This window comes from Microbacterium sp. NPDC055599 (genome assembly GCF_053618975.1).
Genome location: NZ_JBSHIM010000009.1, coordinates 90153 through 111400, shown reverse-complemented (window position 1 = coordinate 111400; position 21248 = coordinate 90153). Strand labels below are relative to the sequence as shown.

The following is a 21248-nucleotide window of genomic DNA, read 5'->3' as shown; positions in this document are numbered from 1 at the left end:
GCCGTGGGGCGGAGGGGGTCAGCGGTGGAAGGCGTGCAGCACGGTGCGCACCAGGAGGCCGGCGACGAGGGCCCAGAACGCGGCGCTCACACCCAGCACCGCGATGCCCGACGCGGCGACGAGGAACGTGACCACGGCGGGCAGGCGCTCGCCGGGGTCGTCGATCGCCTGCTGCACGGCCGAGCCGAACGCGGCGAACAGCGCCAGCCCGGCCACGGCGGGGATCACGGCCTGGGGGGCCAGCACCACGAGCGTCGCGAAGGCCGCCGAGAACCCGCCGAGCACCAGGTACGACACCCCGGTCGACATCCCGGCGACCCAGCGGCGCCGCGCATCGGGATCGGCATCGGGGGAGGCCGCGAGGGCCGCGCTGATCGCGGCGAGGTTGATCGCGTGTCCGCCCGCGGTGGCGCCGAGCGCCGTGCCGAGCCCGGTCACGAGCATCGCGGGACGCCACGGCACCTCGTACCCGAAGCTGCGCATGATCGCGATGCCCGGCACGTTCTGCGAGGCCATGGTCACGATGAACAGCGGCAGCGCGACGCCCACGAGCGCCCCGACCGTGAACACCGGAGCGGTCAGCTCCACCCGGGGCAGCAGCACCGCGGGGTCGACCGCGTCGCCCTCCGCCACCAGGGTCACCGCGACCACCGCGGCCGCGGCGAGGAACGCGAACGGCACCGCCCAGCGCGGCGCGAGGCGCGCGAACACCAGCCACGTGAGCACGACCGGGACCACGCCCCACGGGTTCGCGACGACGCCCGTGATCGGTGCGAGGCACAGCGGCAGCAGCACCCCGGCGAGCATGGCCTGCGCGATCGACGGAGGGATACGGGCGATCAGGGCGCCGAGCGCGGGCCACAGCGCCGTGAGCAGGATCAGGGCCGCGGTGACCAGGAACGCCCCGACCGCCGCCGGCCATCCGCCCTCGATCGCCCCGGTGGAGGCCAGCAGCGCGGCGCCGGGGGTCGACCACGCGACCGTGATCGGCATCCGGTAGCGCCACGCCAGCACCACGCACGCGATGCCCATGGTCACCGTCACCGCCAGCAGCCCGCTGGCCGCCTGCGCCGCGGTCGCGCCCATCGCGTCGAGTCCCGCGAGCACCACGGCGAACGAACTCGTGAAACCGACCAGTGCCGTGACCACCCCGGCCAGGATCGGGCGCGACAGGGGAGCGGTTTCCGGCATGGCTCAGAGGCTATCGCGGAGCCCGGTCCCCGGCCGCGTCAGGCGAGCCCGAGCCGGTGCGCGAGCACCACGGCCTGCACCCGGTCGCGCGCGCCGAGCTTCTGCAGGATGCGCGACACGTGCGTCTTCACGGTCGCCTCGCCGATGTACAGCGCCCGCGCGATCTCGCCGTTGCTGCGGGCATCCGCGAGCAGCGCGAGCACCTCGGCCTCCCGCTCGGTGAGCGGCTCGGCGAGCGCGGGGGTCGTGCGTGCGGAGCTCGGCACCGGCGCGGGCGACGCGGGCCCCGCGGAGAACCGGGCGAGCACGCGCCGCGTCACCTCGGGCGCCAGCATGCCGTCACCCGCGGCGAGGGCGCGGACCGCGGCGATCAGGTCCTCCGCCCCGGCGTTCTTCAGCAGGAAGCCGCTGGCCCCGGCATCCAGCGCGCGGTACAGGTAGTCGTCGCGGTCGAACGTCGTGATGATCGCGATGGCCGCGCGGACCGCCGGATCCGCGACGATCCGCTCGGTGGCCTCGATGCCGTCCATGTCGGGCATCTGCACGTCCATCGTGATGACGTCGGGGAGCAGGGCGGACGCCTGGGCCACGGCCTCCGCTCCGGTCGAGGCCTCGCCCACCACCGTGATGTCGGGCTGCGTCTCCAGGATCGTGCGGAACCCGGTGCGCAGCAGCGCATGGTCGTCCACGAGCAGCACGCGGATGGCGTCGGCGCTCATCGGCTCGCTCCCGCCGCGACCGGGGCGAGGGGCACCCGGGCCCGCACGCGCAGCCCGCCGGGCGGCCGCGGCGCCACCTCCAGCGTGCCCCCCGAGGCCGTCGCGCGCTCCCGCATCCCGAGCTGCCCGAGGCCCGGTCGCAACTGGGCGATCGCGCGGCCGGTGTTCACGACCTCCACCTCGACGCCGTCGTCGTCGTAGCGCACCCGCACATCGGCCGTGGCTCCCGGTCCTGCGTGACGGCGGGCGTTCGTGAGCGACTCCTGGGCGATGCGGTAGAGGTTCACGGCGACCACCGAGGGCACCGCGGTCGGAGTGCCGACGACCGTGTACGCGGTGGGGAGTCCCGCGGCCGTCGAGGCCTCCGCGAGTTCGGCGATGTCGTCGAGCCCGAGCGTCGAGGCGCCGTCCGCGGTCTCGCCGCCGGGCGTGCGCAGCGTCTCCAGCAGCTGCCGCAGCTCGTGGATCGCGTCGCGCGCCGAGCCCTCGACGCCCGAGAGGATCTCGGCGGCCCGCGCGGGGTCCTGGGCCAGCACCAGGCGCGCCGCGCCGGCCTGCACGCCCATGACCGAGACGTGGTGGGCGACCACGTCGTGCAGCTCGCGGGCGATGCGCACCCGGTCGAGGGCGACGGCCTGCGCCGCCGTCACCTCGCGCTCGCGCTCCAGCTCGGTCGTGCGCTGCTCCAGCACCGACCGCTGCTCGGCGGCGGCCCAGGACCGTTCGCCGAAGTAGTACGCCCCGCCGAAGTAGAGCCCGTTGAGCAGGATCTGGATCAGCATGAAGGCGACGTAGGGCGACATCGCCCCGGCGACCACCTCGGCCTTGTCCGCCTCGCTGATCGCGTCGCGGTACATCGTGAGGAGCAGCCACACGAACATGCCGACGATGATCGCCACGCGCACGATGAGGGCGCGGCGCCGGTCGTTCATCCACGCGCCGACGGTGTAGAGGCCGATGAACATCGCGATGTTGCCGACGTAGATCTCCGGTACCCGGATCGTGACGGCCGCGAAGTAGGCGACGGATACGACCACGGCCACGGTGCCGGGCCAGCGTCGACGGAACGCGAGCGGACCGGACACCACGACGGCGTAGAGGAGGGCGGTCCACAGCGGGGCCTGCTCGTCGCCGTACACCTGGGCGATGGAGGAGAGCGCGGCGCTCAGGATCGCGCCGACGAACAGCACCCCGGCGAGCAGCAGGTCGCCGCGGCGGTCGCGCTCGGTCGGCGTGCGGGTGAAGGGCATCCCTCCACCGTAGGGCGGCGTTCGGCGGGGCCGCATCCCCCGGACGGCGGAGGCGGCGCGGAGGGGTCTTGACCGTGCACTTGTTTTTTGCAAGTATCACCGCATGAGCCTCTTCCTCACCTGCCCGGTCGAGAGCGTCGAACGCGCGACCGCCTTCTACACGGCCATCGGCTGGACCCTCAACGAGGAGATGTCCGATCACAACGTGTCGTGCTTCGCCATCGCGCCCGGGCAGTACGTCATGCTCGGCAGCCGCGAGATGTACGCCAGCGTCGGCGGCGTCGATGAGCTCGTCGGCGGCCCCGACACCCCGTCCAAGGTCACCGTCTCGTTCGACCTCGGCAGCCGCGAGGCGGTCGACGAGCTGGTCGAGCGCGCGAGAGCGGCGGGCGGCCGCATCGGCGACACCGACGACTACCCCTTCATGTACCAGCGCCAGTTCGACGACCCCGACGGCTACCACTACTCGCCGTTCTGGATGAAGCCGGACGCCGACGTCGACGCGTGAGCGACCTCGGTGCCGCGCTCGGCGTGGTCGGGGCGCGCTGGGCGCTGCTGATCGTGGAGCGGCTGCTCGACGGACCCCAGCGCTACGGCGATCTGCAGCGCGACCTCGGGGTCCCGACGAACATCCTCGCCACGCGCCTGCGCGAGCTGGAGGCCGCCGGGCTGCTCGCGCGACTGCCGCTCCGGCACAACACCCGGGCGTACGCGCTCACCGACCGCGGGCTCGCACTGCGGGAGGCGATCGAGGCGCTGCGGGCGTGGGGTGCCGCGGAGGAGGATGAAGATCCCTCGACGAGAACGGAGAAGTGACATGAGCGAAGACGCACCCGGTCGCATCCTGATCGACCTGTTCAGCACCCTCGACGGCGTGGCCCAGGGCCCCGGCGGCGTGGGGGAGGACACCTCGGGCGGATTCCGGTTCAGCGGATGGCAGGCCGGCTACCCCTCACCCGGCATGGGCGCCGAGGTCGACGCGGGCATGCGGGGCCTCGACGCGCTGCTGCTCGGCCGCCGCACCTACGACATCTTCGCCTCGTACTGGCCGCAGCACACCGACGGCGAGGAGGGCCACATCGGCCGGCTCTTCGACGCGGTGCCGAAGTACGTGGCGTCGCGGAACCCCGACCTCGCGCTCGACTGGCAGGGCAGCTCGCGCGTGGGCGACGACCTGGCCGCCGAGATCGCCCGCCTGCGCGCGACCCACCGCGAGGTGCACGTGATCGGCAGCATCGACTTCGTGCACACCCTGCTCGCCGAGGGGCTGTTCGATCAGCTCAACCTGTGGGTGTACCCGCTGCTGCTCGGCACGGGGAAGAAGGTGTTCGACGACGCAGCGCTCCCGTCGGTGCTGCGACTGCTCGAACCGCCGGTCGTCGACGACGCGGGCGTGATGCTCCTCCGCTACGGCCGCACCGATCGCACCCCGGAGGTCGGCACGTTCGGCGCCTGAGGCGGGTCAGCCCAGCAGTCGCTCGATCACGCGCGCCACGCCGTCCTCGTCGTTGGTCGCGGTGACCTCGTCGGCGGCGTCCCGCACCACGGGCTCCGCGTGCGCCATCGCCACCCCGCGCCCCGCCCAGCGGAGCATCTCGACGTCGTTCAGCGCGTCGCCGAACGCGACGACCTCGGCGCGGTCGATGTCCAGGTGCGCGCACAGCCGCGCGAGCCCGGTCGCCTTCGTCACGCCCTCGGCCATCACCTCCACGAACGGCGCACCGGACAGGGTGGCTTCGAAGCCGGTGAGCCCGAGCGAGCGCAGCGTGTCGAACAGTGCGGCGGGTGCGAGCTCCGGGTGGCGGATCACGAGCTTCAGGCTCGGCGCCGCGAGCACCTGCTCCAGCGGCACGCCGCCCATCGTCGCCGGATCGCGCTTGTGGTCGGACAGGCTCGCTATCGCCGCGTAGCCGTCCTGCGCGACGAAGGTCTCGCCGCCCTCGCGCACGCTCGCGAACAGCAGCCCGGGGATGCTCGCGCGGAGGGCATCGGCGAGCGTGCGGATCGTGTCGGACGGCAGCTCCTCGGCGAACAGCATCCGTCCGTCGCCGAGGTGCACCGCGTAGGCGCCGTTGCTGCACAGCGCCCACCCGTCGAATCCGGCGTCGGCGGCGATCGCGCGCAGTCCGATCGGCTGGCGCGCGGTGACGGGCACCACGGGGATGCCCCGTTCCCGTGCCGCGTCGAGCGCCGCGCGGGTGCGCCGTGTCACGGAGGAGGAGGGGTCGAGCAGCGTGCCGTCGAGATCGGTCGCGATCAGTCGCACGTCGTCGCGCTCCGTCAGGAGAAGATCATCGGCAGGTCGTCGTCGGCGTCTGCTCCGCCGAAGTCGAGGTCCACCACCACGGGCACGTGGTCGCTGGGCTGCTCGCCTTTGCGCTCGTTGCGATGGATCGAGGCGCCGGTGACCGCGTCGGCCAGCGTCTTCGAACCGAGGATGAAGTCGATGCGGATGCCCTCGTTGCGCGGGAACTTGAGCCGCTGGTAGTCCCAGTAGGTGTAGCCCTCGGGCAGCAGCGGGCGCACCACATCGGTGACACCGGCGTCGGCCAGGGCGAAGAACGCCTCACGCTCGGCGGGCGAGACGTGCGTCGAGCGGCCCACCACGATGTCGGGGTCGCCGTTGTCGTGGTCGAACGGGATGATGTTGAAGTCGCCGACGAGGGCGAGCGGCAGGTCGGGGTTCGCCGACAGCTCGGCCGCGGTGGACTGCCTCAGCTGCTCGAGCCAGTGCAGCTTGTACGCGTAGTGCGGGTCGTCGAGGGAGCGCCCGTTCGGCACGTACAGGCTCCATACGCGCACGCCGTCGACCATCACCCCGAGCGCGCGCGCCTCCTGCGGAGCGTCGGGGCCCTCGTGACCCTTGGCGAAACCGGGCATCCCGTCGAACGCGGTGCGCACGTCGGTGATGGGCAGGCGGCTGGCGATCGCGACGCCGTTCCACTGGTTCAGGCCGTGCACCTCGACGTGGTAGCCCGCCTCCTCGAAGGGGGCGAAGGGGAACTGCTCCGGCTTGCACTTCACCTCCTGCATCGCGAGCACGTCGATGTCTTCACGGACGGCGAACTCGACGGTGCGGGCGACACGGGTGCGGATGGAGTTGACGTTCCAGGTGGCCAAGCGCATGCGTCCAGCCTAGTTGCGGCCTCCTACACTGGATGCCGTGACCGCACTCGACGCAGACCGCCAGACCCTCCTCGACCTCATCACCGACGAGGCGGTGTTCCACGGCGACTTCACCCTCTCCAGCGGCAAGAAGGCCACCTACTACGTCGACATGCGCAAGCTCACGCTCGACCACCGCGCCGCTCCCGCCATCGGCCGGATCATGCTCGACCTGATCGCCGACCTCGACGTCGTCGCGGTCGGCGGTCTCACGCTCGGCGCCGACCCGATCGCGAACTCCGTGCTGCACGCCTCGGTCGGCACCGACCGTCCGCTCGACGCGTTCGTCGTGCGCAAGGAGCCCAAGGACCACGGCCGCGGCCGTCAGATCGAGGGTGCCGACGTGAAGGGCAAGCGCGTGGTCGTGCTGGAGGACACGTCGACCACCGGGCAGTCGGCGCTCAAGGCCGTCGAGGCGCTGCGCACGGAGGGCGCCGAGGTCGTGGCCGTCGCCGTGATCGTCGACCGCAAGACCGGAGCGCAGGCGGCCATCGAAGCCGAGGGGCTGGAGTGGCGCGCCGCGTTCGACCTCGACGACCTCGGGCTCGACCCGCAGTGACCCGCTACGCCCTGGCCGTCGACGTCGGCGGCACCAAGATGGAGGCCGCCCTCGTCTCGGCGGACGGCGTGCTCGTCGAAGGCAGCCGCAGCCGGCAGCCCACCGGGCGCGAGGCCACGCCCCCGGCCCTCGCCGCCGCGGTCGACGCGATCGTGCGGCACGCCCTGGCCGCGCTGCCGGCCGATGCGGAACTCGTCGGGGCGGGGATCGGCAGCGCCGGTCCGGTGGATCGCGTCGCGGGCACCATCGAGCCGGTGAACATGCCGCTCGCGCACGGCTTCGCCCTCGCGGCGGCGGTGCGGGACGCGGCGACGGCGGTGCTCGGCCGCGACCTTCCCACGACGCTCGGCCACGACGGGGGCGCCCTCGCCCTGGCGGAGTCGTGGCTCGGGGCGACCCGTGACGCGGGGGCCTCGCTGTCGATCGTGGTGTCGACGGGCGTCGGCGGCGGCTTCGTGGTGAACGGCGCCTACATCCCGGGAGCCACCGGCAACGCGGGTCACCTCGGTCAGGTGCGCCGCGAGGGAGGGCTCACGCTCGAGGAGATCGCCTCCGGCCCCGCGAGCGCCGCCTGGGCGCAGGAGCAGGGGTGGACCGGCGCGACGGGGGAGGACCTCGCGCGCGACGCGGCAGCCGGAGACGCGATCGCCCGCGCGGCCATCGAGCGCTCGGCCCGCGCGGTCGGCGAAGCGCTCGCGGACGCCGCGACCCTGGTCGACCTCGACGTGGTGGCCATCGGCGGCGGATTCTCCCGGGTGTCGTCCGACTACATCGACCTCGTGCAGCAGGCGCTCACCGCGCACGCCGTGCACCCGTACTCTCGGCGTACCCGGGCCGTGCGCTCGGGCCTCGGCGACGAAGGGCCCCTCATCGGCGCCGCCGCCCTCGCGCTCCGTTGAACCCTCACGCGCACGCCCTCAGCGGGCGGCGGTCAGCAGGTGGCGGGGCGGTCCCTCGAGTCGCGCGACCGCGATCTTGAGGTCGGTGACGTCGGCGCCGACGGCGTCGAGGCGGGTGGTGAGGCGGTCCTCGACCGTGTCGATGCGGGTGGTGAGCTTCTCGTCGACGGCGTCGATGCGGCGCACGACCCAGGCCATGGCGGCGAACATGCCGGTGCCGAGGGTGAGCACGATGCCGATCGCACTCACGATGATGGCGAGGGTGTCCGTGGTCATGCGGTGATCCTTCGAGCGGTGCGGGTGGGTCAGCGGGTGGCGGTCAGCAGGTGGCGGGGTGGTCCCTCGAGGCGGGCGACGGCGATCTTGAGGTCGGTGACGTCGGATGCGACGGCGTCGAGGCGGGTGGTGAGCTTCTCCTCGACGCTGTCGATACGGGTGGTGAGCTTCTCGTCGACGGCGTCGATGCGGGTGGTGAGCTTCGCGTCGACGGCATCGATGCGGCGCACGACCCAGGCCATGGCGGCGAACATGCCGGTGCCGAGGGTGAGCACGATGCCGATCGCGCTGATGACGACCGTCAGGCTGTCGGTGGACACGGATGCTCTCCTCGGGTGCGGTGTGTCTTCGACGATACGTCGCTGCGGGTGTGGCGACTCCCGGAATCCCGGCATCTGTGAGGAAGGGGAGAGAGGCGCGGATGGGGGAGGAGGAGCGCCTCAGCCGGTCGCCGACATGTGCCGTCCGGAGCGCGACGTCACGAGCATCAGGACCGGGACGACAGCGCACAGCACGGCCGAGACGACGAAGGTCGCAGGAGCCGCCGGATCCCGACCGATGAGCAGGATCAGCGTGGGCACGAAGGTGCCGCCCACCGCGCCGCAGGCGACCAGAGCCCCGGTCACGGCGGCGCTCCGTGCGGGGTCGAGGCGGTCGAGGGCGAGGCCGAGGATCAGGCCGTAGCTCGGCGCGAGCAGCACGACCACCGCCGCCAGGGCCACGAGCGCTCCCACCGGCTGAGGGCCCACGAGCGCGCCGGCCACGCCCATCAGCACGGCCGCGCCCGCCGTGGCCGCGACCAGGATCGCGAGCGGAGGCACCGACGCGCGGCGCAGGGCCGCTGCGCCGAATCGGCCCACCGCCATCAGGACCCAGAACGCGGAGGTGCCGAGCGCGGCTGCGGCCGGTTCGAGCGTGAGCACGCGCTCCGGGATCACGGCCGACCAGCCGGAGAGCACGGTCTCGACCCCCACGTAGAGCGGCAGGGCGAGCGCGAACGGCAGCAGCACCGCGAGCGACCGCACGTCACGCGGCGCCGGGGCTTTCGCGGCGACCGTCGGCACGGGCGCGATGAGCACCGACACGGTCACCAGCGGCACCGCGGCGAGAAGAGCCAGCAGCGGACGGGTGTGCGCTCCCAGCACCACCGCGAGCGGGGTGGCCGCGGCGCACACGGCGACCGTGCCCATCAGCGCACTCAGCAGCCCGGTCGCGCTGCCCGTGCTCGCGGCCTTCGCGGCCACCGAGCCCGAGGCCTCCACGAGCCCGAAGCCGAACCCGGCGACGGCGGCGGCGGCGATGAACACGACCGCATCGCCCGCCCACGCGGCGGCGACGAGTGCCACGGCCTGCAGGGCGCTGCCGAGCAGCAGTGTCGTGCGCGGGGGCTTGCGCGTCAGCAGCGGACCCGAGGCCAGCACGCCCACCAGCAGCCCGGCGAAGAGCACGGGCACCGCGGCGCTGAGGTCGGCGCCGATGTCCCGCTGCGCCGAGGGCAGCACGGCGGGGACGAACGCCGCGGTCACGCCGAGTCCCGCGAACGCGCTGAACAGGCCGAGGCGGATCCGGCCGTCCGCGCCCGTCATGCGCCGTTGGCGCGCACGTGGTGCACGGCCGCGAACGTGTCGCGCAGCGCCTCCATCGAGCGGTCGTAGTTCGACTGGGCGACCCCGATGAAGATGCAGTCGACGACCATGAGCTGCGCGATGCGGCTGCCGAGCGCGCCGGAGCGGAAGCCAGTCTCGCGCGCGGCGGTCGTCAGCACGATGTCGGCCTGCCCGGCCAGCGGCGCGCCCGCGTGGTTGGTGATCGCGATCGTGGTGGCCCCCGCCTTGCGGGCGAGGAGGAGGAACTCGATGGTGTCGGTGGTCGCGCCGCTGTGCGACACCGCGATGGCGACGTTGCCGGGGCCGAGGGTGGCGGCGGAGGTCCACGCGGCGTGCGGATCGGACCACTCCAGGGCCGTCCGCCCGATCCGGGTGAGCTTGCGCTGGAGGTCGAGGCCGACGATCGAGCTGGCCCCGACACCGAAGATGTCGACGCGGCTCGACGACGTGATCGCCTCGACCGCGGCGCGCAGCGACTCGGTGTCGAGCACCTTGGCGGTGTCGGCGAGCGACAGCGTCTCGGCGAGGGAGACCTTCGCCACGATGTCGGCGAGCGTGTCGTTGCGGTCGATGTCGCCCGACACGGCGGGGAGCGCGGCGGTGTCGTACGTCTCGCGCTCGACCTCGCGCAGCACGTGGTTGCGCAGCTCGCGCACGTGCTCGTATCCCAGGCGCTTGCAGAAGCGGACGACGGAGGTGGTGGAGGTGTCGCAGCGGTGGGCGAGCTCGGCGACCGAGAGGCCGGCGGTGGCGGCCGGGTCGGCGAGGAAGAGATCGGCGATGCGCTGCTCGCTCGGGCGGAGCTCGGGGCGGATCGCCCGCATGCGCACCAGCACGGGGGGAGCGCCGGCGTCGTCGCGGGCGGCGTCGTGGGACATGTGTTCTCCGATCGGTGTTCATAACAGTAGAGGAACTTCTGTTACACCGACAGCGACCTTCGTGTACTTTTGGTACCACCCAGACCGACGATGTTCACGGGACGTCAGGCAGCATCGCCTGAACCCAGCCAGGGCGACGCGGTCCCAGCCAGGAGGAAACAGCATGAGCACAGTACGGCGGGCGTCATTCGGCGCTCTCTCCGCCGCGGGCGTCGCGATGGCGCTCGTCATCACCGGGTGTTCCGCGCCGGCGTCGAACCCCTCGCCCTCCGAGGGCGGCACCGCGGGCGGCGACCTTGTCATCGGCGTCACCAGCGACCCGGACACCCTCTTCCCGTGGAAGGCCACGCAGTTCCAGGCGGTCAACGTCCTGCAGAACCTGTACGGCACGCTCACCGAGTTCGACGAGGACCTGAACGTGGTGCCCGGCCTCGCCGAGTCGTGGGACGTCTCGGAAGACGGCCTCACCGTCACCTTCCACCTCCGCGAGGGCGTCACCTTCGCCGACGGCAGCACGTTCGGCTCCGAAGACGTGAAGTACTCCCTCGACGCGATCGCCGCCGAGGCCACCGCGGCCGTCGCGCGCAGCTCGCTCGCGTCCGTCACCGCGGTCGAGGCGACCGACGAGACCACCGTCACCCTCACCCTCAGCGCCCCCGACGCGGCCCTGCCCGCCAACCTCGCCGTGATCAACATGGCCATGCTCTCCTCCGACGACACCGAGGAAGCGCTCAACACCACCCCGAACGGCACCGGCCCGTTCGTGCTCGAGGACCGCACCGCCAGCCAGTCGCTCACGCTCGCCAAGAACGACGACTACTGGGGCGACAAGGCGCTGCTCGACACGGTCGAGTTCCGCGTGATCCCCGACGAGTCGTCGATCGTGTCGGCCATGCAGTCCGGCAACGTGCAGCTCGCGGTGTTCGACGACCCGCTGGTCGCCCAGACCGCCGAGGGCGCGAACGTCGAGGTCGCCACGACCCCGCAGCTCAGCTACCACGCCCTTCAGCTCAACGCCACGCGCGGCGACCTGGCCGACGTGAACGTGCGGCTCGCGATCCAGTGCGCGATCGACCGCGAGGAGGTGCTGGAGACCGCCGCGCTCGGCGAGGGCGAGGTCACCGGGCCCATCACGTCGCCGGCGTTCAAGTCCGACCCCGACGCGCGCCCGTGCCCCGAGCGCGACCTCGACAAGGCGGCCGAGTACCTGAAGAAGGCCGGCAAGGAGGACGGCGTCACGATCAAGACGATCGTGTCGCAGGGCGAGTACGCCACCTCCGTCAACGAGGCGCAGAACCTGAAGGCGCAGCTCGCCGACGCCGACATCACGCTCGACCTCGAGGTGCTCGAGTCCGGCGCGTTCGTCGACCGCTGGATCGCCGCCGACTTCGACGCCGCGGTCGCCCTCAACGGCGGACGCCCCGACCCCGACGGCATGTACGGGCGCTACTTCACCAGCACCGGCAACCTGAACAAGGTCGCGGGGTACTCCTCGCCCGAGCTCGACGCGCTGTTCGCCGAGGGCCGCCAGACCGCCGACACCGAGAAGCGCAAGGAGATCTACGCCGAGGTCTCCGAGAACCTCGAGGACAACGCCGCCTGGATCTGGCTGTTCACCAGCTACACCTACACGGCCACCGCCACCAGCGTGGACGGCTTCACCCCGATGGCGAACGGCTCGCTGCAGTACCTGCGGACCACCTCCATCCAGTAGCGGACCGGAGGGGGCGCGGCCGCCCGCGCCCCCTCCGTCCCCCTCCGACGACAGGCACCCTCACACGCGCATGTTCAGACAGCTCCTCCGCAACAGCGTGCTGCGACGCATCCTCGCAGCCCTCGGCACCCTCTTCGGGGTCGCCGTGTTCGTCTTCCTGATGCTGCGCGCCATCCCCGGCGACCAGATCAGCTCGGGACTCGGCACCGAGGCCGCCGCGCTCACCCCGGCGCAGCGTGAGGCTCTCGAGGCCTACTACGGCCTGGACCAGCCGCTGTTCGTGCAGTTCTTCTCCTGGCTGGGCAACATCTTCACCGGCAACCTCGGCTTCTCGTCGCGGGCGCAGACGAGCGTGCTCGACCTCACCGCGGCCGCCCTGCCCGTCACGTTCGAGCTCGCGATCCTCTCGATCGTGATCGCCCTCGCGATCGGCATCCCGCTCGGCATGCTGTCGGCCTCCAAGCCGGACTCGCTCCGCGACGGCGTCGGTCAGGTCGTGGGACTTGCGGGCCTCTCCATCCCGGCGTTCCTGCTCGGCACGGCACTGCTGGCGATCCTGGCGCAGTCGCTCGGCTTCAACCCCAACGGCCAGGGCTACGCGCGGCTGTTCGACGACCCGCTGCTGAACCTGCAGCAGATGCTGCTCCCGTCGATCGTGCTCGGCTTCGGCATCGCGGCGCCCATCATGCGCACGACCCGCACCGCCGTGCTGGAGATCCGCGCGAACGACTTCATCCGCACGGCCCGGGCGAAGGGCGTGCCGCCGCGCCGCCTCCAGGTGCGCCACGTGCTTGGCAACGCGCTGGTCCCGATCGTCACCATGACCGGCCTGCAGTTCGGCTACCTGCTCGGCGGCGCCGTCGTGGTGGAGCAGATCTTCTCGCTCCCCGGCATCGGCCGTCAGGTGCTGCTCGGCATCCAGCAGAAGGAGTACGCGCTCGTGCAGAGCACCGTGCTGGTGATCGCGCTCGCCTTCGTCATCGTCAACCTGCTCACCGACCTGCTGTACCGGGTCATCGATCCCCGGGTGCGTGCCGCATGACCGACATCTCTCAGACCCCGGCCCTCGCCCCCGGCGGAGGGCGCACCATGGAGCGCGTGCGTCTCCTGCTGCGCAGCCGCAGCGGGCTCGCCGGCCTCATCATCGTGTTCCTGCTGGCGGTGCTCAGCGTCGTGTCGGCGTTCGGCCTGCTGCCCTTCGACCCGCTGGCGCAGGATCCGCCCTCGCGCCTGCAGCCGCCGTCGGCCGTGCACTGGTTCGGCACCGACCAGTTCGGCCGCGACGTGTTCTCGCGCGTGGCCGCCGGCGTCGCGAACTCGGCGCTGATCTCGGTCGTCGCGGTGGCGTTCGCGACCGTGGTCGGCACGGTCTGCGGCCTCATCGCCGGCTTCTACCGCGGCATCTCCGACGGTGCGATCACCGCGGTCACCAACGTCCTGTTCGCGTTCCCGCCGCTGCTGCTGGCGCTGTCGCTCGCCTCGGTGTTCGACCGCAACTGGTTCACGATCGCGGTCGCCATCGCGATCGTCTACGTGCCGATCTTCATCCGCGTCACGCGCGGCCCGGTGCTGTCGCTGCGCGAGGTCGAGTACGTCAAGGCCGCCAAGAGCACGGGGCAGGGCCGCATGGCCACGATGTTCCGGCACGTGCTGCCCAACATCACGTCGATCATCATCGTGCAGGTCACGCTGTCGCTGTCGTGGGCCGTGCTGACGGAGGCGTCGCTGAGCTTCCTCGGCCTCGGCACGCCGCCGCCCGCGCCGTCGCTCGGCTCGATGATCTTCGAGGCGCGCACGCTCGTCACCATCGCGCCGTGGACCATGATCGCGCCCGGCGTGGTCGTGGTGCTGCTCGTGGTCGGGCTCAACCTGCTGGGCGACGGGCTGCGCGACAGCCTCGACCCGCGGAACCGGGGGAAGCGATGACCCTGGAGGATCTCGGCGCCCTCGCCACCGAGGCCAGCGACCCCCGCTACGCGCGACTCGACCAGATGAGCGTGGCGGAGCTCGCCCAGACCATGAACGACGCCGACGCCACGGTGCCCGCGGCCGTGCGGCGCGCACTGCCGCAGATCGTCCCGGCCATCGAGGCCACCGCGGAGCGCATGGCGCGGGGCGGACGGCTGGTCTACGTCGGGGCAGGGACGCCCGGTCGCATCGGGGTGCTCGACGCCTCGGAGTGCCCGCCCACGTTCAGCACGCCGCCCGAGCTGGTGTTCGCCATCATGGCCGGCGGGCCCGGCGCGATCGTGAACCCGGTCGAGGGCGCGGAGGACGACGCCGAGGCCGGAGCCGCCGCGATCGACGCCGCCGGCATCGGCCCGCTCGACACCGTGATCGGCATCGCCTCGAGCGGCCGCACCCCGTACGTGGTCGCGGCCGTCCGCCGGGCGCGCGAGCGCGGGGCGCTGGGTATCGGGCTGTCGTGCAACGCGGACACCCCGCTGAGCGCCGTCGCCGAGCACGGCATCGAGGTCGAGGTCGGCCCCGAGGTGCTGTCGGGTTCCACCCGCCTCAAGTCGGGCACGGCGCAGAAGCTCGTGCTCAACATGTTCTCGACCATCTCGATGGTGCGAGGCGGCAAGGCCTACGGCAACCTGATGGTCGACGTGAAGGCCACGAACCACAAGCTCCGCGAGCGCGCGATCCGCATGGTGCGCACGATCGCCGAGGTCGATCGCGACACCGCGGTCGCGGCGCTGGAGACCGCCGCCTGGGACGTGAAGCTCGCGTCGATCATGATCCGCCGCGGCGAGGACCTCGCCGCGGCCACCACCCGACTCACCGCGGCAGGCGGACGCCTGCGCACGGCACTGGAGGAGAACTGATGCGCGTCCTCGGACTGATCTCCGGCACCTCGCACGACGGGATCGATGCCGCCGTCGTCGACTTCGCGACCAGCGGGGGCTTCACCGACCACGGCGTCGACCTGACCGGCACCGTGCTCGCGGCCACGAGCGTGCCGTACGCGCCGGAGCTGCGCGCCCGGCTGATCGCCGCCCTCCCGCCCGCGCCGACCACGCTCGCCGAGGTCGCGGAGCTCGACACCCTCATCGGCCAGGCGTTCGCCGACGTCGCGGCCGACATCGCCGCGCAGGTCGGCGGGGTCGACGCGATCTGCTCCCACGGGCAGACCGTGTACCACTGGGTCGACGGCGCCCACGCCCTGGGGACCCTGCAGATCGGGCAGCCCGCCTGGATCGCGGAGAGGGTCGGGGTGCCCGTGGTGTCGGACATCCGCATCCGCGACATCACCGCGGGCGGCCACGGCGCCCCGCTGGTGTCGTTCCTCGACGAGCTGCTGCTGCGCGGACGAGCCGGGGTCACGGCGGCCCTCAACCTCGGCGGCATCTCGAACATGACGGTCGTGCGCCAGGACGGCCTGGTCGCCTACGACATCGGTCCCGCGAACGCGCTGGTCGACGCGGTCATCGTGGAGCACGGGCTCAACCCGCTCGGCTACGACGACGATGCGGCCGTGGCGCGCACCGGCCGCGTGGACGAGGCGCTGCTGTCGGCCCTCCTCGACGACCCGTACTATGCGCTGACGCCGCCGAAGAGCACCGGCAAGGAGCACTTCCACCTCGGCTACGTGCACGAGCACCTGGCCGCGCAGGGCCGCGACATCCCGGTCGCCGATGTCGTGCGCACGCTCACCGAGCTCACGGTCCGCACGGTCGCCCGCGACGTCGCCGCGGCGGGCATCGGCTTCCTCGCGGTCTCGGGCGGCGGGTGCCGCAACCCGCTGATCCTCGAGGGTCTGCGCGCCGCGCTGCCGGAGACCGAGGTCGTGCTGGCCGACGAGCTGGGGGCTCCCGCCGACAGCAAGGAGGCGATCCTGCTCGCGCTCATCGGCTGGTCCACGATGCACGGCGTCCCCGCCATCGTCCCCGGCGGCACGGGCGCCCGCGAGCCCCGCATCCTCGGCACGATCACGCCCGGCGCCGGCCCGCTGCACATGCCGGAGCCGGTCGCGGCGATCGATTCGCTCACGCTCGGGGAGGCGACGGCGTCGTGAGCGGCCACGGAGCAGGCCAGGTGCGCGGCGCGAGCGCTGCGGGGGCCGTCGCGGCGGTGATGCGCGGCGACACCGCCCCCCGCGCGGTGGTCGCCGGGGTGGTCACGCGCACCTCGCGTGACGTCGCGGTGGGTGGCCTCGCGGACCTTGCGGGAACCCCGGTCACGCGCGACACCGCCTTCGACCTCGCCTCGGTGTCGAAGGTCGCGGCGACCACCACGGCTCTGCTGCGCCTGGTGAGCACGGGCGACCTCGGCGTCGACGACCCGGTCGACCGCTTGCTCCCGGGCACCGCGTGCGCTCCCGGCACCACGGTGCGCCACCTGCTGCAGCACCGCGCCGGACTGTGGGAGTGGCAGCCGCTGTACCTCGACCCCGCCCCCGCCGACGCGGTCGTGGACGCCCTGCCGTTGCGCTACGGCCTCGACGAGGGGCGGCACTACTCCGACCTGGGCTTCATCCTGCTCGGGCGCCTCATCACCGCGGTGACCGGCCTTCCGCTCGACGCCGCCGTGCGGGAGCTCGTCACCGCGCCGCTGGGACTCGCGCACACGGGCTACGGCCCCGTCGGCCCTCCCGTCGCGTCTTCCGGCATCGGCGACGCCGCCGAGCGCCGCATGGTGGCCACGGGCGACCCCTACCCGATCCTCACGTCGCGCCGGCACTTCCCGTGGCGGGAGGACGAGATCGCCGGCAGCGTCAACGACGGCAACTGCTTCCACGCGCTCGGCGGCGTCTCCGGGCACGCGGGCCTGTTCGGCACGGTCGACGATCTGCTCACGCTCGGCGCCGCGCTCGCCGACGCCGACCGGCACACCGACCTCTGGCACCCCGACGCGGTCGCCGACTTCTTCCGCGACGGCCCGGACGCCGGACAAGCCCTGGGCTGGCGCAGCGACACCGTGCCGGTCGCCGGCCGCCCCACGCGCCTGCTGTGGCACCCGGGCTACACCGGCTGCGCGCTCGGCCTCGTGCCGGCGACGGGGACCGCGGCCGTGCTGCTGAGCACCCGTCTCCTCGCAGCCGAGATCGCCCCGACCGAGACCCTGTGGCGTGCGGCGCTGCCCGCCCTCCTGGACCCCGAAGGAACGAGTACCCCATGAGCACCACCCCGCCCGTGCTGAGCATCGACGGCCTCGCCGTCGCCTTCCGGACCGGTTCCGAGCTGATCACCGCGATCAGCGACGTGAACATCGACATCGCCGCGGGCGAGACCGTCGCGGTGGTCGGCGAGTCCGGCTCGGGGAAGTCCACGACCGCCGCCGCCGTCAACCGCCTGCTCCCCGAGAACGGCGTGATCACGGCGGGCAGCATCCGCTTCGACGGGCGCGAGCTGACCGAGCTGCCCGAGAGCGCGATGATCTCGCTGCGCGGCGCCGGGATCGGCCTCGTGCCGCAGGACCCGATGTCGAACCTCAACCCGCTCATGCGCGTGGGGGAGCAGATCGGCGAGGCGCTGGAGGTGCACGGTCACACCAGCGGCGAGGCGACGAAGGTCCGCGTGGTCGAGCTGCTGGAGATGGTGGGCATCGCCGACGCCGCCCGGCGCGCACGGCAGTACCCGCACGAGTTCTCCGGCGGGATGCGCCAGCGCGTGCTGATCGCGATGGGGCTCGCGTGCAAGCCCCGGCTGCTGATCGCCGACGAGCCCACCTCGGCCCTCGACGTCACGGTGCAGCGCCGCATCCTCGACCAGCTCGACCAGCTCACCGACGAGCTCGGGACCGCGGTCTTCCTCATCACGCACGACCTGGCGCTCGCGGCCGAGCGCGCCGACCGCATCGTGGTCATGTTCCGGGGCCGCGTGGTCGAGGAGGGCACGTCCGCCCAGGTGCTGGGCAACCCGCAGCACGAGTACACCAGGCAGCTGCTGGCCGCGGCGCCGAGCCTCTCCTCCCGGCGCGACGCCCTGCCCGCGCGCACGGCCGCGACCGACGCCGTGCCGTTCGTGGAGATCCGCGACCTGCGCAAGGAGTTCCCGGTGCGCGGCGCCAAGGCCGGGGAGCCCCAGACCTTCACGGCGGTCGACGGTGTGAGCCTCACGATCCGCCGCGGCACGACCGTGTCGATCGTGGGGGAGTCCGGGTCGGGCAAGTCCACGACCGCGAACATGGTGCTGGAGCTGGAGGACGCCACCTCCGGATCGATCCTGTTCGACGGGCTCGACCTCACCACGCTGCGCCGCAAGGAGCTGTTCGCGCTGCGCCGCCGCGTGCAGCCGGTGTTCCAGAACCCCTACGCCTCGCTCGACCCGCGGTTCACCGTGGAGCAGTCGATCGCGGAACCGCTGCGCGTGCACCGCATCGGCACCGCGGCCTCGCGTCACGCCCGCGTCCTGGAGCTGCTGGAGCAGGTGGCGCTCCCGGCCGCGATGGCCGAGCGGCTGCCGCACGAGCTCTCCGGCGGACAACGGCAGCGCGTGGCGATCGCGCGGGCGCTGGCGCTCGAACCCGAGCTGGTGGTGCTCGACGAAGCCGTGTCGGCGCTCGACGTGCTGGTGCAGGCGCAGATCCTCGATCTGCTGGCGGAGCTGCAGACGCGCCTCGGCCTCAGCTACCTCTTCATCAGCCACGACCTCGCGGTCGTGCGGATGATCTCCGACGAGGTGCACGTGATGCAGCGCGGGGTCGTGGTCGAGAGCGGCACACCGGAGCGCATCTTCGACGACCCGCAGCACCCGTACACGCGGGAGCTGCTGGCCGCGATCCCCGGGGCCTCGCTGGCGTCCTGACCGCGGCCGGAGGCGACGGCCGCGGGCTCAGCGCTGGCGGTCGTCGTCGTCCCAGGGGCCTTCCCACCAGCCGGCACGCCCGTCGTCCGAGCCGCGGCCGCGACGGGAGCGCACGAACTGCACGATGATCACGGTGAGCGACGTGAGCCCGATCAGGATCAGCACGAGGAACAGCAGGTCGTTCTGGGTCATGGGCGTTTCCCCTCCGCGGCGTCCGCCACGATCTTCGCGATGCGGGCGGCCTTCGTCTCCGGTCGCTTGGCCATCGCGATGTGCGTGAGCCCGAACTTCTTCACCGACTTCGGGAACGCGTCCCAGTTCTCACGGGCGGCGGGGTCCGCGTCGAGTGCGGCCGTGAGCTCGGGCGGCTCGATGCCCGCCTCCGGTCCGTCGAGCAGGGTCCACGAGCCGTTGGCCTTCGCGACCTCCAGGGCCCGGACGCCCGCGGGGGCCAGCAGCCCGGCGGCCTCCAGCTCGGCGATGCGCGCCTTGTTCGTCGCCGCCCACCCGCTGCCGGGCCGCCGCGGCGAGAACCACTGGCCGTTCGTCTGGTCGTCGAAGCTGCGCACCGGGCCGTCGATCCACCCGAAGCACAGCGCCTGCCGCACCGCGTCCTCATAGCCGACGCCGACGGCGGAGCGGCCGCGCACGCTCAGCAGCCATACGCCCGCGGTGCGCTCGTGGTGCTCCTCGAGCCAGGCGCGCCAGGCCGCGGCGTCGGCCGCCGCGATCCGCTCGCCGTCGTCGAGGGCGCCCACGTCAGTCCTCGTCCAGCGTGGGGATCGATGCGGTGATGGTCGGCAGCAGGTCGGCGACGGAGTCGACGATCTCGTCGGGACGGAACGGGTACTGCTCGATGCTGCGCCGGTCGCTGATGCCGGTCATCACGAGCACGGTGTGCAGGCCCGCCTCGATGCCGGCGACGATGTCGGTGTCCATGCGGTCGCCGATCATGCCCGTCTTCTTGGAGTGCGCACCGATCTTGTTCAGCGCCGAGCGGAACATCATCGGGTTGGGCTTGCCGACCACGTAGGGCTCCTTGCCGGTCGCCTTCGTGATGAGCGCGGCGATCGCGCCGGTGGCCGGCAGCACGCCGTCGATGCTCGGGCCCGTCGCGTCGGGGTTGGTGACGATGAACCGCGAGCCGTTGATGATGTGACGGATGGCCTTGGTGATCGCCTCGAACGAGTAGTTGCGGGTCTCGCCGACCACCACGAAGTCGGGGTTCGTCTCGGTCATGATGAAGCCCGCCTCGTGCAGGGCCGTGAGGATGCCGGCCTCGCCGATCACGAAGGCGGAGCCGCCGGGCAGCTGCTGGGCCAGGAAGTCGGCCGTCGCGAGCGCCGAGGTCCAGATGCGCTCCTCCGGCACGACCAGGCCGCTCTGCCGCAGGCGGGCGGAGAGGTCGCGGGCGGTGAAGATCGAGTTGTTCGTCAGCACCAGGTAGGGGATGTCGTTGCGCTCCCACCCGGCGAGCAGTTCGGAGGCCCCGGGGATGGCGTCGTTCTCATGGACGAGCACGCCGTCCATGTCGGTGAGCCAGCATTCGATGTCGTCACGGTGTGCCATGTGCTCAGCCTAGAGGCCGCGTGTTTCCGGCAGGTCTCAGGCGGTGATCCACACGACGCCGGCGCTTCCGTCGGGAAGGGCTCGCTCGACGCCGTCCAGGCGCACGCCGTCGGCGAGGACCTCGACGGTGCTGCCGACCGTGAGCCCCTCGGCCTCCAGGGCCCGCAGCAGGTCGGAGTCGCGGTCGTCGACCCGCAGCACGCGACCGCTGTGCCCCTCTGTGGCGTCGGCGAGCAGCACGAACGGCTCCCGCTCGATGTGCCCGTCGGCGTCGGGGATCGCGTCGCCGTGCGGGTCGAAGCGCGGGCGGCCCAGGCGGGCGTCGATGCCCTCGAGCAGCCGGTCGCTGATGGTGTGCTCCAGCACCTCGGCCTCGTCGTGCACCTCGTCCCACCCGTAGCCGAACTCCTGCACGAGCCAGGTCTCGATGAGGCGGTGGCGCCGCACCATCGCGAGGGCTCTGGTCGTCCCGGCTTCGGTCAGCCGCACGGCACCGTAGGGCACGTGCGACACGAGCCCCGCGGCGGCGAGCTTCTTCACCATCTCGGTGACCGACGACGGGGCGATGCCGAGCTTGGCCGCCAGCACCGACGGGGTGATCGGGGCGTCCTGCCATTCGGTGTGGGCGTAGACGGTCTTGAGGTAGTCGTCAGCTGCGGGGGAGGCCACCCG

At 72.5% G+C, this 21248-nt stretch carries 25 protein-coding genes; 12 read left to right on the top strand and 13 right to left on the bottom strand.

Going from position 1 to position 21248, the window contains the following annotated elements; genetic code table 11:
• Nucleotides 1-18 precede the first annotated feature (18 nt).
• The 3 genes from ACWGQ1_RS10685 to ACWGQ1_RS10675 are packed head-to-tail and all read right to left on the bottom strand — an operon-like array spanning nucleotide 19 to nucleotide 3160.
• Nucleotides 19-1191: a benzoate/H(+) symporter BenE family transporter gene (locus ACWGQ1_RS10685; protein WP_452312936.1), complete on the bottom strand. Its 1173-nt coding sequence runs from the start codon at nucleotides 1189-1191 to the stop codon at nucleotides 19-21.
• A gap of 38 nt (nucleotides 1192-1229) precedes the next feature.
• Entirely contained in the window at nucleotides 1230-1910 is a 681-nt protein-coding gene (locus tag ACWGQ1_RS10680; protein WP_452312935.1) for a response regulator, read from the bottom strand.
• Nucleotides 1907-3160 (bottom strand): histidine kinase, encoded by a 1254-nt coding sequence (locus tag ACWGQ1_RS10675; protein WP_452312934.1) that lies wholly within the window; start codon nucleotides 3158-3160, stop codon nucleotides 1907-1909. The genes ACWGQ1_RS10680 and ACWGQ1_RS10675 overlap by 4 nt, the downstream gene beginning before the upstream one ends.
• A gap of 103 nt (nucleotides 3161-3263) precedes the next feature.
• On the opposite strand from ACWGQ1_RS10675, the gene ACWGQ1_RS10670 reads away from it, so the two are divergent.
• The 3 genes from ACWGQ1_RS10670 to ACWGQ1_RS10660 are packed head-to-tail and all read left to right on the top strand — an operon-like array spanning nucleotide 3264 to nucleotide 4616.
• Nucleotides 3264-3668 carry a VOC family protein gene (locus ACWGQ1_RS10670; RefSeq protein WP_136036462.1) on the top strand — a complete coding sequence of 135 codons (405 nt, stop codon included), beginning with the start codon at nucleotides 3264-3266 and terminating at the stop codon, nucleotides 3666-3668.
• Nucleotides 3665-3976 (top strand): winged helix-turn-helix transcriptional regulator, encoded by a 312-nt coding sequence (locus tag ACWGQ1_RS10665; RefSeq protein WP_136036463.1) that lies wholly within the window; start codon nucleotides 3665-3667, stop codon nucleotides 3974-3976. Before ACWGQ1_RS10670 ends, ACWGQ1_RS10665 begins: the two co-directional genes overlap by 4 nt.
• A gap of 1 nt (nucleotide 3977) precedes the next feature.
• Nucleotides 3978-4616: a dihydrofolate reductase family protein gene (locus tag ACWGQ1_RS10660; RefSeq protein WP_136036464.1), complete on the top strand. Its 639-nt coding sequence runs from the start codon at nucleotides 3978-3980 to the stop codon at nucleotides 4614-4616.
• 6 nt (nucleotides 4617-4622) lie between these two features.
• On the opposite strand, the gene ACWGQ1_RS10655 is transcribed toward ACWGQ1_RS10660, so the two are convergent.
• Entirely contained in the window at nucleotides 4623-5426 is an 804-nt protein-coding gene (locus tag ACWGQ1_RS10655) for a Cof-type HAD-IIB family hydrolase (protein ID WP_452312933.1), read from the bottom strand.
• A 14-nt stretch (nucleotides 5427-5440) separates the two neighbouring features.
• Complete coding sequence (locus ACWGQ1_RS10650; protein ID WP_136036466.1) at nucleotides 5441-6286, bottom strand: exodeoxyribonuclease III; 846 nt, start codon at nucleotides 6284-6286, stop codon at nucleotides 5441-5443.
• A 37-nt stretch (nucleotides 6287-6323) separates the two neighbouring features.
• Here ACWGQ1_RS10650 and pyrE point away from each other — a divergent pair, with 37 nt between their 5' ends.
• Entirely contained in the window at nucleotides 6324-6884 is a 561-nt protein-coding gene (gene pyrE, locus ACWGQ1_RS10645) for an orotate phosphoribosyltransferase (protein WP_136036467.1), read from the top strand.
• The gene (locus ACWGQ1_RS10640; RefSeq protein ID WP_452312932.1) at nucleotides 6881-7783 is read left to right on the top strand and encodes an ROK family protein; all 903 of its coding nucleotides are present in this window, start codon (nucleotides 6881-6883) and stop codon (nucleotides 7781-7783) included. Before pyrE ends, ACWGQ1_RS10640 begins: the two co-directional genes overlap by 4 nt.
• Before the next feature lie 18 nt (nucleotides 7784-7801).
• Here the strand turns inward: ACWGQ1_RS10640 and ACWGQ1_RS10635 are convergent, their stop codons facing one another.
• The 4 genes from ACWGQ1_RS10635 to ACWGQ1_RS10620 form a co-directional block, all read right to left on the bottom strand.
• Complete coding sequence (locus tag ACWGQ1_RS10635) at nucleotides 7802-8059, bottom strand: hypothetical protein (protein ID WP_452312931.1); 258 nt, start codon at nucleotides 8057-8059, stop codon at nucleotides 7802-7804.
• A gap of 29 nt (nucleotides 8060-8088) precedes the next feature.
• Nucleotides 8089-8379, bottom strand: coding sequence for a hypothetical protein (locus tag ACWGQ1_RS10630; protein WP_366626482.1), 291 nt, complete (start codon nucleotides 8377-8379; stop codon nucleotides 8089-8091).
• A 120-nt stretch (nucleotides 8380-8499) separates the two neighbouring features.
• Nucleotides 8500-9645 carry an MFS transporter gene (locus ACWGQ1_RS10625; protein WP_452312930.1) on the bottom strand — a complete coding sequence of 382 codons (1146 nt, stop codon included), beginning with the start codon at nucleotides 9643-9645 and terminating at the stop codon, nucleotides 8500-8502.
• Nucleotides 9642-10544, bottom strand: coding sequence for a MurR/RpiR family transcriptional regulator (locus tag ACWGQ1_RS10620; protein WP_136030814.1), 903 nt, complete (start codon nucleotides 10542-10544; stop codon nucleotides 9642-9644). The genes ACWGQ1_RS10625 and ACWGQ1_RS10620 overlap by 4 nt, the downstream gene beginning before the upstream one ends.
• 163 nt (nucleotides 10545-10707) lie before the next feature.
• Here ACWGQ1_RS10620 and ACWGQ1_RS10615 point away from each other — a divergent pair, with 163 nt between their 5' ends.
• From ACWGQ1_RS10615 to ACWGQ1_RS10585, 7 genes are all read left to right on the top strand, one after another.
• On the top strand, nucleotides 10708-12258 hold the full coding sequence (locus ACWGQ1_RS10615) for an ABC transporter substrate-binding protein (protein WP_136035409.1): 1551 nt from the start codon (nucleotides 10708-10710) through the stop codon (nucleotides 12256-12258).
• A gap of 70 nt (nucleotides 12259-12328) precedes the next feature.
• Nucleotides 12329-13300 carry an ABC transporter permease gene (locus ACWGQ1_RS10610; protein ID WP_136030810.1) on the top strand — a complete coding sequence of 324 codons (972 nt, stop codon included), beginning with the start codon at nucleotides 12329-12331 and terminating at the stop codon, nucleotides 13298-13300.
• On the top strand, nucleotides 13297-14184 hold the full coding sequence (locus ACWGQ1_RS10605) for an ABC transporter permease (RefSeq protein WP_136030808.1): 888 nt from the start codon (nucleotides 13297-13299) through the stop codon (nucleotides 14182-14184). The genes ACWGQ1_RS10610 and ACWGQ1_RS10605 overlap by 4 nt, the downstream gene beginning before the upstream one ends.
• Nucleotides 14181-15086, top strand: coding sequence for an N-acetylmuramic acid 6-phosphate etherase (murQ, locus tag ACWGQ1_RS10600; RefSeq protein WP_247637888.1), 906 nt, complete (start codon nucleotides 14181-14183; stop codon nucleotides 15084-15086). The genes ACWGQ1_RS10605 and murQ overlap by 4 nt, the downstream gene beginning before the upstream one ends.
• Nucleotides 15086-16276 carry an anhydro-N-acetylmuramic acid kinase gene (locus ACWGQ1_RS10595; protein WP_206252451.1) on the top strand — a complete coding sequence of 397 codons (1191 nt, stop codon included), beginning with the start codon at nucleotides 15086-15088 and terminating at the stop codon, nucleotides 16274-16276. Before murQ ends, ACWGQ1_RS10595 begins: the two co-directional genes overlap by 1 nt.
• The gene (locus ACWGQ1_RS10590; protein ID WP_206252453.1) at nucleotides 16273-17379 is read left to right on the top strand and encodes a serine hydrolase; all 1107 of its coding nucleotides are present in this window, start codon (nucleotides 16273-16275) and stop codon (nucleotides 17377-17379) included. The genes ACWGQ1_RS10595 and ACWGQ1_RS10590 overlap by 4 nt, the downstream gene beginning before the upstream one ends.
• Complete coding sequence (locus ACWGQ1_RS10585; RefSeq protein WP_206252455.1) at nucleotides 17376-19007, top strand: ABC transporter ATP-binding protein; 1632 nt, start codon at nucleotides 17376-17378, stop codon at nucleotides 19005-19007. Before ACWGQ1_RS10590 ends, ACWGQ1_RS10585 begins: the two co-directional genes overlap by 4 nt.
• A gap of 27 nt (nucleotides 19008-19034) precedes the next feature.
• Here the strand turns inward: ACWGQ1_RS10585 and ACWGQ1_RS10580 are convergent, their stop codons facing one another.
• The 4 genes from ACWGQ1_RS10580 to ACWGQ1_RS10565 are packed head-to-tail and all read right to left on the bottom strand — an operon-like array spanning nucleotide 19035 to nucleotide 21245.
• Entirely contained in the window at nucleotides 19035-19199 is a 165-nt protein-coding gene (locus tag ACWGQ1_RS10580) for a hypothetical protein (protein WP_168387172.1), read from the bottom strand.
• Nucleotides 19196-19765 (bottom strand): YdeI/OmpD-associated family protein, encoded by a 570-nt coding sequence (locus ACWGQ1_RS10575; RefSeq protein ID WP_136044664.1) that lies wholly within the window; start codon nucleotides 19763-19765, stop codon nucleotides 19196-19198. The genes ACWGQ1_RS10580 and ACWGQ1_RS10575 overlap by 4 nt, the downstream gene beginning before the upstream one ends.
• Nucleotide 19766: 1 nt before the next feature.
• Nucleotides 19767-20576, bottom strand: a complete 810-nt coding sequence (locus ACWGQ1_RS10570) for an HAD-IIA family hydrolase (protein ID WP_136036235.1) — start codon at nucleotides 20574-20576, stop codon at nucleotides 19767-19769.
• A gap of 36 nt (nucleotides 20577-20612) precedes the next feature.
• The gene (locus ACWGQ1_RS10565; protein WP_206252459.1) at nucleotides 20613-21245 is read right to left on the bottom strand and encodes a metal-dependent transcriptional regulator; all 633 of its coding nucleotides are present in this window, start codon (nucleotides 21243-21245) and stop codon (nucleotides 20613-20615) included.
• Between the last annotated feature and the right edge of the window lie 3 nt (nucleotides 21246-21248).